This window comes from Bacillus sp. EB106-06-01-XG163, assembly GCF_058791615.1.
Map to the genome: position 1 here is coordinate 106,444 of NZ_JBYTDS010000009.1, position 15,754 is coordinate 122,197.

Consider the following 15,754-nt stretch of genomic DNA (forward strand, 5'->3'; position numbering starts at 1 on the left):
GCAGTGCCATTTGTAAAGGGGATGAAGATTTTTATGAAAGAAGCCCGTCATATTAGAAAAAAAGTACTTTCTGACATAGAAAGCGGCATCATTTCTTTGGAAGAAGGAGTAAAGCGGATACAGCAGCTTGGTTCTCATTCCGCAGGGGGTAACGGACAGGCGATATATTATCAGACGGTCTGGCAGCGGACAGATCTCAGCATTCATGTAAAAGGCGGCCGACGTGAGGGCAGCCTTTTATTATTTGATAAAAATGAAGATGTGAGTAAAGAACTTGCTGCATTGCATGATACAAGGGTTATCTTGGTTAAGCCGGGGAAAGAGTTTCGAAAAACCGGGGACGGTGTATTTGAAATCGACCCCCGCTCTGAAAGAGATTACATAAACCTGTTAGGATGGCTTATAGAAGAAGAGAAGTCAGATATACGGGAAGCGGTGCATTTATGGTCAGACATGCCGTTTGAAAAAACAGAGAGAGCGATTCGTGAACAATGCGACAGCGGAGTCTATTCTTTGTTTTTATTACAACAGGCGCTCTTCAAAAATAACTGCCGCAAACCGATCAAGCTGTTATATGGATATTTTTCGCATCTTTCTGGAGAACAGCCTCTTTACGCGGCGGCAAGCGGATTTTTGCGAACATTGCAGCTGGAAAATCCGTTAATCTCAGCAAAAAGCATTGAAATGGAGCAGTCAATCGCAGCCGTTCACGCAGCTGATATCATACGCAATGAGCTGAGTGATTTCCAGCCTTCAGATGTAGAGGTCCGTTATAAAGACATGCAGCGTTATGTCAAACAGCTCAAAATGTATGAACCCGAAAAAAATTCCGGAAGCGGAGCTGTGCCGCTGAGAGAAAATGGAGTATATATTATCGCGGGAGGCGCGGGCGGATTAGGATTTACCTTTGCAGAATATTTGGCTTTTCAAACAAAATGCTGCCTTGTTTTAACAGGTAGATCTCCGCTTTCAGATCATATAAGAAAACAGCTGAGGCGATTGGAGGATGCCGGTTCTTCAGCTGTTTATGTTCAGGCTGATATTACCAATAAGGAAGAAGCCGAATATGTAGTCAAAAAAGCCAAAACTTCTTATGGAAAAGTAAACGGGATCATTCAGGGCGCGGGAATCATTCGTGACTCTTTCCTTCTTAACAAGTCACGAGAGGAATTCGATCAGGTAATCAGACCGAAAGTATTGGGTACGATGTGGCTGAATGATGCTGTTGAGAAAGAAAATCCTGACTTTTTCATTTGCTTCTCCTCTACTTCCGCAGTGTTGGGAAATGTCGGGCAATCTGATTACGCGTTCGGAAACAGTTATATGGATCATTTCATGAATAAGCGTTCTGCCCAGGATTCTGATACGATTTCTCTCTCTCTGAACTGGCCGCTGTGGAAAGAAGTCGGCATGCAAGTGGATGAGCGCACGGTAGAGACAATGAAAAAGGCGGGTTTTTATCCTTTAGAAAAAGAGGAAGGTAAAGAAGCGTTTGCAGTCGCATTGTCCTCCGGTTTTTCGCAATTTACTGTATTTTACGGAGATGAGCAAATTGACAATCATGTTCAGCAATTATATGAACGAAAAGACAATATTCAGGCAGATGAAGGAACAGGGAGAAATATCGAATCATTTGATTCAGAGAAACTGAAAGCTGAAACATCTGATTTCATCATAAAAGTGATTGCTGCAGAATTCAGGATGCCTGCGGACAAAATAGATGCAGAAGAGGCATTGGAAAAATACGGACTTGATTCCGTTATGATTATCAATATGACGAATGAGCTTGAAAAACATTTCGGCGCGCTCTCAAAAACGCTGTTATTCGAATATCAGACTGCGGCAGAATTGTCACAGTATTTCGTTGAGGAGCACAGGGATACTCTTCTTCATAAACTCCGGTTAGGAGAAAACAGGAGCAGCACCCCATCACAGAAGAAAAAAGATCATGAACAGACAGCCGAAGTTAACGGGAAACAGAAAATCCAGATGAAAAATCAGGTGCAGCAGGAGAAGTATCATGACAATGATATCGCGATTATCGGTATCAGCGGACGTTACCCGATGGCAAATGATCTTGATACTCTGTGGGAAAACTTATTGAACGGTAAAGACTGTATAACTGAGATACCTGAGGATCGGTGGGATTCGGGGCTGCACTATCAGCCTGCGGCGGGCGACGAAGTAAAAAACCAAAGCAAATGGGGGGGATTTATTGACGATGTGTATCATTTTGATCCGTTGTTCTTTAATATTTCTCCTGCCGAAGCTGAATTAATTGATCCGCAGGAGAGACTGTTTTTAGAGACGGTTTGGCACACCATAGAAGATGCCGGGTACGCAAAGAAAACGCTTGAACGAAAAAACGTCGGTGTTTTTGCAGGGGTTATGTACGGCCAATATCAGCTGTACAGCGTTGGTCACGAAGCGGCCGTTTCCTCCTCATATGCATCAATCGCCAACCGGGTATCCTACTTCTTTAATTTCAGCGGGCCAAGTATTGCTTTGGACACGATGTGTTCCTCATCATTAACGGCTGTTCATTTTGCCTGTGAAAGTTTAATCAGGAATGAATGTGAAATTGCAATTGCAGGAGGCGTCAATTTATCCATTCATCCTCATAAATATGAACTCCTGACTCAAGGCGGATTTTTATCCAGTGATGGCCGGTGCAGAAGCTTCGGTTCAGGAGGAGACGGCTATGTGCCGGGAGAAGGGACAGGTGCCGTGCTGCTGAAACCTGTAAAAAAGGCTATTGCGGACGGTGATCAGATTTATTCAGTTATTAAGGCAACAGCCATCAACCACGGTGCTAAGACGAATGGATATACCGTGCCGAATCCCAAAGCTCAAAGTGAGGTCATTACGAGAGCCTTAAAAAAAGGATTTATTGATCCAAAAAGCATCAGCTATATAGAAGCTCACGGAACAGGCACCGCCTTAGGAGATCCGATTGAAATCACCGGTCTGACCAGAGCATTTTCAGGTGCCGAACGCGATAAGAAAACATGCGCGATCGGGTCGATTAAATCAAATATCGGACATCTTGAGGCTGCTGCAGGCATAGCGGGCATTACGAAAGTTATTCTTCAAATGAAACATAAAACGATTGTTCCGTCACTGACTCATTCTGCTGAATTGAATGAAAATATACCGTTTCAAAAAACACCTTTTTATGTACCGGACAGTGCCGAAAAATGGGAGTCATCCGTTCCCAGGCGTGCCGGAATCAGTTCTTTCGGGGCAGGAGGAGCTAATGCCCATGTTATTTTAGAAGAATTTGCGGATGAAGCTATCTCTCCTCTCGCGGCTGAAGAACCTGAACAGCTTTTATTTGTTTTTTCTGCAAAAAATGCCGACAGGCTGGCAGAATATGCAAAACGCGCAAAAGAACATATAGCAGCCAGAGATTATCCATTAGAAACACTTAGAAATACAGCATTTACTTTACAAACCGGCAGAGAAGAAATGCCGCACAGATTGGCTGTTATCGCCTCCACAAGAGATGAATTGCTTAAAAGACTGACAGACTATATTCTCGGAAACGCGACGGATCATATTTTTACAAGCGGCAAAGACACAACAGAAGCTCAAAGGATGAATAAAGCTGAAATTGAAGAAGCAGCCGCAAACAGAGATCTTTTGAAGATTGCTGAATACTGGGTTGGCGGTAACGGGGTAGATTGGCCGTCACTTTATAAAGATGCCACTCTGAGACGGGTATCAGCACCCGGATATCCATTTGCCAAAGAGCTATGCAGAATAGATGCGCAAAATATGGGAAGCCGCCGGATGAACGTTAATAACGATCTGCATCCTTACATTTCATGCAATATATCTGATTTTAAAGCACAGAAGTTTCTTATCAATGTAAGCGATACCGGTTTGTATATAAAAACAAAGTATCAAGACAAGGAAATGTTTCCGTTTCTCAGCCAGATTGAAATGGCGAGAGCTGCCGGAGCGATGGCTTCAGGGAATCCGATTATTAAATTAACAGAGCTCTCCTTTAGAGAACCGATGTTACAAAGCGGAAGCAATGAGCAGATCCGGATTGTATTAACCCCGGATAATCAGGGTGCATCGTATTCTATAGAAAAACAGAGCGACTCATCCATTTATTCCTCAGGGCGGCTCGAATTAGAAGGCGGGGCGTACGAGAACGGAAATATTCATCTTGAGCCGTTTCTGTCTCAGCGCGCAGACCGCATACCGTACGAAGCGTTTTATCAGCGGCTTGCCGAATTCGGATACAGCTGCAGTGACAGTCTGAAAGCGGCAGAGTACTGCGTCAGCAGGAACGGACAGGTGCTTTTAAAGATAAAAGCAAAGGCCGGGCCGAAAGGGTGCATAATCAAACCGGAAGTTATTGAGAGCGTATATCAAGCCGTCATATACCTTACGGGGGAAAATGCCGGAGAGCTCCCGGAAAACATTAAAGAATGTACGATTTTTGATCATGAGACTGAACCCGTTTATGTATATGCAGAACAAACTGGAGAAAGCGATTCGGCTTATGATGTGTATGTATTAGACAATGCCGGCGGGATTTTGATGGAATTGAGCGGGCTGGTTTTTGGCGAAAAGCCTTATCAGAATGTACGTTTTTATGAGCATAAGTGGGATCAAAAAAACCCTCTGATTGAGATCAAAGATAGGGAGCCAAAAACAATTCTGGTCTTTGCAAAAGATGAAGCACTGGCTGGAGCTCTGAAAAATCAATCAGACAGCCGTGTCATTCTCGTCACGCCGGATCAGCGGCAGACCGATCAAAATCTGCTGACATTCTATGTAAACCCGGAAGTGACGTCAGATTACATTCGTTTATTCGAAGAATTAGAGAAAAAGGGGTTTTCTCCTGATGTCATCTTGCACACGGGAGAAACATTTTACGCGGGTGACCACCTTCTCAGCGGCCTGGAATCAATTTTTTATTTATTAAAAGCCCTGAGCGCCCGCAGTGACGCCTCTCTTTATCTTCATTCTCTGCTTCTTGTTCACTCTTTTAAAGAAGGCGTGAATGATCCGTATACGGGCGCTCTTGCAGGCTGTTTAAAAACGGCAAATATGTTGGTGCCATCCGCAGAGAATGTGAAGTCAATCGGTTTTTCAGAACGTATATCAATTGAAAAAATGGCTGAATTTTGTCTTAACGAAATGGTTTCAGGCGTGGAACGGCAGGCTGAAGAAGTTAAATATATTAATGACAAGAGGTATGTTAAGACATTAAAGGACTATGTATTCAATCATACAGAGCACTCTCATCAGCTGAAACAGGAAGGGATTTACCTCATAACGGGCGGTTTGGGCGGTCTGGGCCTGATTTTCGCAAAATATTTAGCCTCTCAATATCAAGCAAAATTAGTATTGACGGGAAGGTCACCGTTAACAGCTGATAAACGCCATAACATTGACCGGCTGCAGGCGCTTGGAGGAGATGCGGTATATTATCAAGCTGATGCCGCAGATCAAAAGACGATGGGACGGGTCATAGAAGAAACGAAACGGACTTGGGGCTCTATTCAAGGCGTTATCCATTCAGCTGGTCATGCCGATGATCGGTTATTTACAGAGATGAATCTGGCTGATTTTTCAGATGGCATGACTGCTAAAATTGAAGGCACGGTATATTTAGATGAATTAACGAAAGATGAGCCGCTTGATTTCTTTATCGTATTTTCTTCTATTTCTTCGGTCTTCGGAGATTTTGGACAGGTTAACTATGCGTTGGGCAATTATTTTCAAGATCAATATATAAATTGGAGATCCGAACAGAGCCGCCGGCAAGAGAGACAAGGCAAGAGCATTTCGATTAACTGGCCGTTGTGGCGTAAAGGCGGAATGCATTTAAACAAAGAAGCTGAAGAAGCATATCTTTCCGCATCCGGGTTTGATTATTTGGAAACGGAAGAAGGGATAGCGGCTTTTGAGACGATTTTGGCAAGTGACTGTCCGCAAATTTCGGTTGTTACCGGGGATGCCGAAACGACACCAGGAAGAAAAGATCTGCCGCATCAAAAAGTAAATACGCTTCCGGTTCGTCAAGAGGAAATTTCTTATACAGCACCGGCTTATACAGACAATGTCCTGGAAGAACTGAAGCAAATGGTGTCGGAATTATTGAAAATTAACATTGAACAGCTGGATACGGCAGAGAATTTCGGCAATCTCGGCTTTGATTCTATCAGTTTGAAAACATTAGCTGTCCGACTGAATAAAAAATACAAACTTAAGCTGACACCTGCCGTTTTCTTTACTTACAGCCATATTAAGTCTCTTTCAGAATTTCTAAACAGTGAACTGCGTACTGTTGCAAAAGGGAATACAGATGCAGAAAAAAACATTTCTGAAAAAAGGAAAGTAGTGCACGCTGGGAAAACCACCGGGAAAACCGTGAAGCCGCCGCGAAGTTTTCCGTTTGAAAAAAAGACAACAAGACAGGCTGACCATCATCCAGAGAAGCAGCCAGTTGCCATTATCGGGATGAGTTGTGTTTTTCCGGGAGCAAAAAATGCAGATGAGTTTTGGATCAATTTAATCAATGAAAAAGATTTGATTCAGGAAATTCCCCCGGATCGCTGGGATTGGAAAAAATACGCCGAAGGCAAAGGAAGCAGCGAAGTACATTCGAAATGGGGCGGCTTTATCACAGATGCCGATAAATTCGATGAGGCGTTTTTCAATATTAATCCGCGGGAAGCAGAACTCATGGATCCTCAGCACAGAATTTATTTGCAGGAGACCTGGAAAGCGATAGAAGATGCGGGTTACAAAGCTTCAAAGCTGTCTGGCAAAAATATCGGGGTGTTTACGGGCATTCAATTTAATGATTACCGCCAGCTGCTGATGAGGCATTCGGACGGGGCGCATGCGTTTGCGGGAACCGGAAACAGCCAGGCGCTCATCAGCAATCGTGTATCCCATTATTTTAATTTCAGAGGTCCGAGTGAGTCCATTGATACAGCCTGCTCAAGCAGTCTTGTAGCAATCCACAGAGCTGTGCGCTCGATTCAAAATGGTGAAAGTGAGCTGGCGGTAGCAGGCGGGGTTTCGCTGCTCTTAGATCCAGTCACGCATATGTATACTGATAAACTCGGTATTTTGTCTAGGGACGGCCGGTGTAAGACATTTGATAAACTTGCCGACGGTTATGTCCGCGGTGAAGGTGCAGCTGTTCTGTTATTGAAACCATTGCAAGCGGCAATGAATGACAGAGACAATATTTACGGAGTTCTGAGAGGAACCGGAGCAAATCACGGAGGAAGATCTGCTTCATTGACCGCTCCGAACCCGGAAGCTCAGGCAGAACTGTTAACGTCTGTTTACAAAAATGCCGATATTCCTGTTGATACGATATCTTACATTGAAGCACACGGAACCGGGACAGAACTGGGAGATCCGATTGAGATTGAAGGCTTGAAAAAAGCGTTTGGATCTTTTGAGCCGCATCCAGGAAAGAATCATGATCAATATTGCGGCATCGGTTCAGTAAAAACGAATATCGGTCATTTAGAGCCCGCCTCTGGAATGCCGGGGCTGATTAAAGTATTACTATCCATGAAGTATAAAACATTGCCTGCCACACTACATGTCAATGAACTGAACCCTTACATTCAATTAAGCGGAACACCGTTTCATATTGTCAATAAAACTATGAAGTGGGCCAGATTAAAAGATCGAAAAGGAAATGAAATTCCGCGCCGCGCCGGAGTCAGTTCCTTTGGATTCGGCGGGGCAAATGCTCATGTCATCGTGGAAGAATTCGAATACGGACAAGATAAAGCAGTAACTGGCGAGCGGGAACAAATCATTGTTCTATCGGCCAAAACAAAGGAAAGACTGATGGTTAAAGCCAAAGAGTTAACAACGTTTTTACATGAAGAACTATCAGTTCAATTCAGTCAGCAAGAGGTGCAGGAACGTGATTTGCAAGAGGCGGTTCGGGAAGCGGCAGCGGGTATCCTGCGTTTAGATACCGCAGATATAGATGCAAAGACACCTCTTTCGGAATTCGGATTTGATCCGTTGGCTTATTCCGAATTAATCTCTTTTATAAACCAAATGTACGGCACAGAAATATCACTTGACATATTTCAGGAATTAAAGACACTGAGCGAGCTGTGCCGCTATATCAGCAGCATCCGGAATCGATCAGCTGATAAACCGCATAACGGCAATTTTAGAGAAAAGTCCGGAATCGGTCTTGAAGAAATAGCATATACGCTGCAAACCGGAAGGGAACCATTTGAATGCCGCCTTGCGATCACTTGCTCGAATATCGGAGATCTTCTTGAAAAATTAAACGGTTACATCCAGGGGAGCAGGCTGCAAGGTGTTTATGAAGGAAATGTAACGGATTTTGATAGTCTGTACGCTCCTTTATTCGGCGGCCCCGAAGGTCATGCATATGTTCAATCACTGATTCAGCAAAACAAGCCGGCCAAACTGGCTCAGTTGTGGACGATCGGTTGTGAAATCAGCTGGGAAGACTTGTATGAGGAGGTACTCAAACCGGTTAAACTGTCTCTTCCTCTTTATCCTTTCAGCAAGAACAGACATTGGATTCATTTAAATAAAGATGAAGCGCAGAAGGCTGAGGCTTTATCGAACACTGAGCTTCACAACTCAAATAAAGATACAGCAGATGGAGAAATCATGTCGCTTCTTGAAAAAGCACAAACAGGTGAGATGAATACGAAAGAGACGTCAGAGCTGATAGAGGAGTTGCTTTTCCATGAATGAAAAAACGATGCAAATTGAGCAAATCGTGAAAAAGGTGAAAGAATGCAACCTGACGCCTGAAGAAGGGCTGGAATTAATTAAGAGCTTGGGGAAAACCCATCTATATGAAATGGTATGGGATAGATATGAATTTAAAGGCAGTAAAAAATTCCCGCATACGAAAGAGCCAATTTTATTTTTTTGCGAAGACGACAGCATGTATACCGTAATGAAGAGACAGCTTGAAGGTTATGAGGCGCCTTTCATTTACGTGACTTCCGGCGAGCGTTTCGAAGATTGCCGGAACGGTCGTTTTACAATGAACTTTGCAAAAGATGAGGATTATGATGCGTTATGCGGGGTTCTGCGTTCTCAAAATATAAGACCCCGCCATATTATTCATTTTTTAGCTGCCGGGCTCTTCAAAAATACGGAAGATGCAATGAGAAAGCAGCTCAATAAAAGTCTGTATTCCTTGTTTCAAATGTTTCAGGCCTTCATGGCGAACAAACTTTGTCCGAAAGCAGAAATTTTGTATCTGTATGAAAATGCCGAGGGCGAGGTTCAGCCGATTTATAACGCGGTTGAAAGTTTTCTTAAGACCGTACAGGCCGAAAATCCGAATTTCACATGTAAGGCTGCAGAGCTGAAATCAATGTTTGACGAGCCGTTTACAAAGCAGCATATTGCAGATGTCATCTCTTTTGAATGGAACAATCAATGTAAGACGGACCACTTTACCTGTTATGAGCCGAGGCATTATTATAAAAGGCAGCTTCAAAGAGTAAAAAAAGAAGATGGGGAGAAACATAGTTTCAGTGTAAAAAAGAACGGTGTGTATTTAATTACGGGAGGAGCCGGCGGTCTCGGGTATCTGTTTGCTGAATATCTGGCGAAACAGGCAGAAGTCAAGCTGATATTAACCGGGCGTTCCCCGGCCTCCCGTGAAACGGCGCAAAAATTAAGCGCTCTTGAAAATCTCGGCGCTAAAGCCTTATATGTCCCGGCAGATATTTCAAAGGAAAAAGAGACGGACGCTTTGATTAAGCACATTAAGCAGACATTCGGAGAATTAAACGGAATTTTGCACAGTGCCGGACTTGTTAAGGATGCATTTATCATAAAAAAAACGAAAGAAAGCATAGAAGAAGTTATAGCGCCTAAAGTATTCGGAACCGTTTGGCTGGATAAAGCAGCTGAAGAAGAGCCTCTAGATTTCTTCGTTATGTTTTCATCCCTTTCGGCCGTTCTGCCTAATGCGGGTCAAAGCGACTACGCCTTCGCTAACGGATGTATGGACGGATTCACCCAGTATCGAAGCATTAAAGGACGTCCCGGGAAAACACTTTCTATTAATTGGCCGTTATGGGATGCGGGCAATATGACAGTCGGGCCGGGAGAGCTGCAGGCTTTAAGACATGCAGGGCTGGAACTTTTATCCGCCCAAGCAGGGCTTGCCGCTTTTCAGGACAGTATGAGCCGCTCTGCTTCTCAGCTGGCTGTTATCAGCGGAGACAAAGATAGAATAAGTGAATTACTCTCAACTGACCATAAAAAGATAGAGACTGTGCCTGAAAACAACAGTAACCTGCCGCAATTACATGAAAAAGATCTGAAAAAGCAAACGGTCCGTCTTTTGACAGAGATCGTCGGAGTGGAAACGGGAAGACCGGCGGACAGTATTTTACCCGAGGATACGTTTGACCGTTACGGAATTGATTCTCTAACGATTTTAGGTCTTAACTCTCGTCTGGAAAAATATTTTGGAAGAGTGTCTAAGACTCTTTTCTTTGAATACAGCAGTGTTGAAGAGCTGTCAGAGTATTTTCTTGAACACTATCAGCATGAGTTGCAGAAGGCGTTTTTACCGGCAGCCGAACAGCGAATTGATCATTCGGCTCCGGCGAAACGGGAGAAGCTTTCCGTTTCCCGCATACCATCCGCACCTTCCGAGGAAGATATTGCGATTATCGGTATAGCCGGCCGCTACCCGATGGCGAAGGATGTGGAAGAGTTTTGGGAAAATATTTCTTCCGGAAAAGATTGTATAACGGAAATACCGAAAGAGCGCTGGGATTTTCGGAAATATTATCACACAGGTGACAATGCCCGTCATGACAGCAAATGGGGAGGTTTTATAAAAGACGCTGATAAATTCGATCCGCTGTTCTTCTCAATTTCGCCTCGTGATGCCGAGTTAATTGATCCTCAGGAACGGTTATTTTTAGAGACAGCATGGCACACGTTTGAAGATGCGGGTTACACAAAGAAAAAGTTGAAACGGCATAAGACAGGTGTATTTGTCGGTGTCACCTACAGCCACTATCAGTTATTTGCAGCCGGTGCTTCAGATGATGAGGAACGTCAGGCGCTCCTGTCTTCTTATTCGTCTATCGCAAACCGGGTGTCATATTTCTTTGACCTGCACGGACCCAGCCTTGCAATTGATACAATGTGTTCTTCTTCACTTTCTGCTGTTCATTTTGCATGTGAAAGTATAAAAAGAGGAGAATCCACCCTCGCCATAGCCGGAGGCGTGAATTTATCCTTACACCCGGATAAATATACTTTACTTTCACAAAATCATTTTGTTTCAAGCGATGGGCGCTGCAGAAGCTTTGGAGCGGGAGGAGACGGATATGTGCCGGGAGAAGGAGTCGGGGCCGTTCTTTTGAAATCGCTTTCTGTCGCGAAGGCTGACGGGGACAGGATTTACGGTGTGATTAAGGGAACATCTGTAAATCACGGCGGAAAAACAAACGGATACACTGTGCCAAATCCGGGCGAGCAGGCAAACGTCATCAGTGAAACTCTTGATAAGGCGGGGATTGATGCAGACAGCATAAGTTATATTGAAGCGCATGGCACCGGGACATCTTTGGGAGACCCGATTGAAATTTCAGGTTTAACCAAAGCTTTGCACAGCTCGAAAAGCGATTATCGTTGTGCAATTGGTTCGGTTAAGTCAAATATCGGACACCTAGAAGCTGCGGCGGGAATTGCTTCTATTACAAAAGTGCTGATGCAAATGAAGTATAAACAGCTTGCTCCTTCCCTTCATTCCGATAACTTAAATCCTAATATTGATTTTGAGGAAACACCGTTTTACGTGCAGTCTGAATTGACCGATTGGGAGACGCCGCAAAATCAAGCCAGAACGTCAGGCATCAGTTCGTTCGGCGCTGGAGGATCTAATGCCCACATTATCATCGAAGAGTATAAGAATGAAGAAAAGATGGAAACGGTAAAGAGCAACAAGACGCAAATTATTCTGCTTTCTGCCAAAAATGAAGAACGTCTCAGACTCTTGATTGATGCATATATAAATGAACTGGAGCCAAAAACGTCACTAGCCGATGCCGCGTACACCTCGCAGACCGGGAGAAACGCTATGGAAGAGCGGCTCGCTGTTGAGGCTAGCAGCATTGACGACCTTCGCAATAAGCTGACGATGTATTTGCGGTCAGATCATAAGTTAAACGGTTTATATAGGGGAAAGGCCCGCCGAGACGCTGGTCAAAAGGATGCCCTGTCAGCCGCCCGCTTTAAAAGTGCAAGAGAAATGGCCATTCACTGGGTGAACGGAGGAGACGTTCAATGGGAAGAGATGTACACTGCGGAATTACCGAAGCTTATCTCTCTTCCCGCATATCCTTTTGAACGGAACAGATATTGGGTGCCTGCCGCAAAAGCAGCACAGAAACAGAAAAAAACAGGTGTACCGCAAAGTTTGCCCCATGCACCGACTGACTTATCATTTGATGTATTAAAAAAAGCGTGGAAAAAACAAAAGGCTGCGCCTTCCGCTTTTACGAAAGGACAGGTGATGATCCTGGCTAATAGTGAAAGTGAGCGGCTTGCATTCGAATTGTTTGATTCAGATCCTCTGATTGAATCCGCTGTCATTTGCGCAGATAACTGGGATCATTCGGATGGAGAAGCCAAAAAAACGGCCCTAGCAGTCATAGAAGAAAATCCGGAAATCATCGGCATGATTGACCTGTCAGATTTGCGGAGTGATCAAAACGGGGCACGCACCGGCACAATCGGGAAGCTGACACTGCTGCAGGAAATCATAAAGACACGTAAACAGCTTTTCGTTTTACATGTGACCAGAGGGCTGCAGACATTTCTGAATGACAAGCCGTCGTTAGCCGGAGCCGAAACAGCCGGACTATATAAAATGCTGAGTGCGGAGTATCAAAAGATAAAATCAAAAACAATAGATGTAGACGGTCATGTCGGGACTGCGGCGGAATTGAGACAGGTAATCACAGATGAAGCTTACGCTGACGGGCTGTATAGTGAAATCTGCTACCGGAACGGTGAACGTTATATTCCATACGTGGAGAAATTACATGCAGCGGAAATAAACCGGAAACTATCCGGTCTGCCAGTATGCCGTACGGATCAAACCCTGGTTATTACAGGGGGAACAAGAGGGATCGGAGCAGAACTTGCCAGACATTATGCCGGCAAGGGAGTCAAAAAACTTGTGTTGATGGGAGTAACCGACCTTCCGGAATCTGATAAAATAGCCGGCTTGTTAAAAGACACCGATGAAAAGTCACCTCTTTATTCGAAATTACAACTGCTGCATGAGTTGGATCAAAAGGGAGTTCAGGTGGAAGTGTATTCCGGACCGCTCACGGAAAAAGAAAAATTACAACGCTTCTTTTCAGAGGTGAGACTGAAGTTCGGCAAAATCGGCGGGGTGATTCATTGCGCTGGTGCAGCCAATCATTCGAATCCGGCTTTTATTCATAAATCTGATCAAGAAATAAGAGAAGTATTTGAGCCAAAGGTGCAGGGGATGCAGGTACTCCATGACATTTTTATTGATGACAAACTTGATTTCTTCATTTTGTTTTCATCTGTTGCGAGCGCCTTTCCTTTATTAGGCGCCGGAACAAGTGACTATGCCGCAGCGAACGCTTTTATGGATTACTTTGCGGCGTATCAGCATGCAGCCGGCAGAACGTATTATCAATCAATTAACTGGCCGAGCTGGAAGGACATTGGGATGGGCGAGGTGACCAGTCCATCATATCAGGCACTTGGTTTACTTTCACACTCAACAGAAACAGGTATTGCCATGCTGGATGAAATGATGACGATAAACGGATACCCCTGCCTTATACCGGCAAAGACACATCCGGAGAAATTCAAGCTGGAGCAGCTGCTTCAGACAAGAATTCAAGCTGCTAAAAATAACCCGGATGCTGAAGAAAAAGAGATCTCTGGTCAGGGAGACAATGAAGCTATGATCAGGAAGTTAATGGAGATTTTTTCCGCGGAGCTGAAAATACCTTATGAGAATTTAGATCAGGATACGTCTTTTGCGGATTACGGAGTTGATTCAATCTTACTGGTTCAGCTTGTCAAAAAAGCGGAAGATGCATTTCAAATAAAAATTGAACCATCAGCTTTTCTGGAGTATCCGAGTTTTTCACAACTGGGCGTCTATTTAAACGAATTATTTGCAAGTGAGGGAATCAGTCCTCAAATTGATTCAGAAAACATTGAGGTTCGGAAAAAAGAGCAACATATAAATCAAAATGCTTCCGAAGTACGGGACAGCGGATCTCAAATACAACAAACCAGTCTGAACCAAATCGCTATTATCGGAATGGGCTGTGAGTTTCCGGAGGCTCCGGACACAGAAACGTTCTGGACAAACTTGAAGAAAGGACAAAATAGTGTCCGCGAAGTCCCGGCGTCGCGATGGGATATTTCTTCATACTACTCTGACACCTATGAAAAGGGAAAAAGTATCAGTAAGTGGGGCGGATTTCTTCAAGATATTGAGTCTTTCGATCCCGCGTTTTTTAATATGAACAAAAGTGAGGCATCAGAGCTTGATCCGTTAATCAAAAAATGCCTTGAGGTCAGCGTCCAGACTTTGAGAGACGGCGGCTATACAAAAGAAGAAGTATCAAACAAAGAAGTCGGCGTCTTCATCGGTTCGCGGACCGGGACGTTTATGTCCAAAATAGGTTCCCCTTCAAAAAATACGATCGTGGGTATAGGACAAAATTTCATAGGCGCGCATATCTCACACTTTTTTAATCTGAAAGGACCGAATCTGGTTGTAGACACGGCTTGTTCTTCTTCATTGGTCAGCGTCCATCTCGCTTGTCAAAGCCTGATGTCAAAAGAGTCAGATATGGCGATTGCGGGCGGAGTTGACATTTTGCTGGATCAAAAGCCTTACGTCATGCTGAGTGAGGCTCGGGCGCTTTCACCTGAAGGAAAATGTCATACATTTGATGAGAAGGCAGATGGATTTGTACCGGGAGAGGGATGCGGCGCAGTCCTTTTGAAAAGACTTGATGACGCCCTTGCCGAAGGTGACAGAATTTACGCGGTAATTGACTCATCCGCGGTTAATAATGACGGACAGACAATGGGAATGACAACACCTAATCCGAAAGCGCAAAGCGCAGTGATAAAAAAAGCCCTGAAAAAAGGCGGAATTGATGCAGATACTCTCAGTTATGTCGAGACGCATGGCACCGGTACGATGATAGGAGATCCGATTGAATTAAAAGCGCTGACAGAAGTGTTCCGGGAGGTTACGGAAGAAAGGCAATTTTGCGGAGTAGGCAGCGTAAAAACGAATTTCGGACATTTAATGAGCGCAGCGGGGATAGCGAGTATTATAAAGGTTGCCTTATCCATAAAAAATCAGATGCTCCCGCCGACATTACATTGTAAAACGCCAAATCCGCGTTTTAAATTTGATCAGTCGCCATTCTTTCCGAACACGTCTTTAAAAGAATGGCGTCCCAGAAAAGGGGTTTTGAGAGCCGGAATCAGTTCTTTTGGATTCGGGGGCACGAACGCACATATGATATTGAGCGACAGCCATCTCACATTAGGATATGGAGAGACAAAAAGACACCCGCTTTCTCCGGTTATATTCAATAAGGAACAATGCTGGATCGACAATGGAGAAACTCCAGAAAAGGAAGAGTCAGAATTGCTGATTCCTTTACTTGATTTCAAAGAATTATAAAGAAAAGAAAAGGAA

The 15,754-nt window shown here is 44.2% G+C and carries 2 protein-coding genes; both read left to right on the plus strand.

Annotated elements, in window-relative coordinates:
• Positions 1-33: 33 nt before the first annotated feature.
• Positions 34-8,742, plus strand: coding sequence for a type I polyketide synthase (locus AC3WTF_RS12570; protein WP_492314267.1), 8,709 nt, complete (start codon positions 34-36; stop codon positions 8,740-8,742).
• Entirely contained in the window at positions 8,735-15,739 is a 7,005-nt protein-coding gene (locus AC3WTF_RS12575; protein ID WP_047935678.1) for an SDR family NAD(P)-dependent oxidoreductase, read from the plus strand. Before AC3WTF_RS12570 ends, AC3WTF_RS12575 begins: the two co-directional genes overlap by 8 nt.
• Positions 15,740-15,754: the final 15 nt, after the last annotated feature.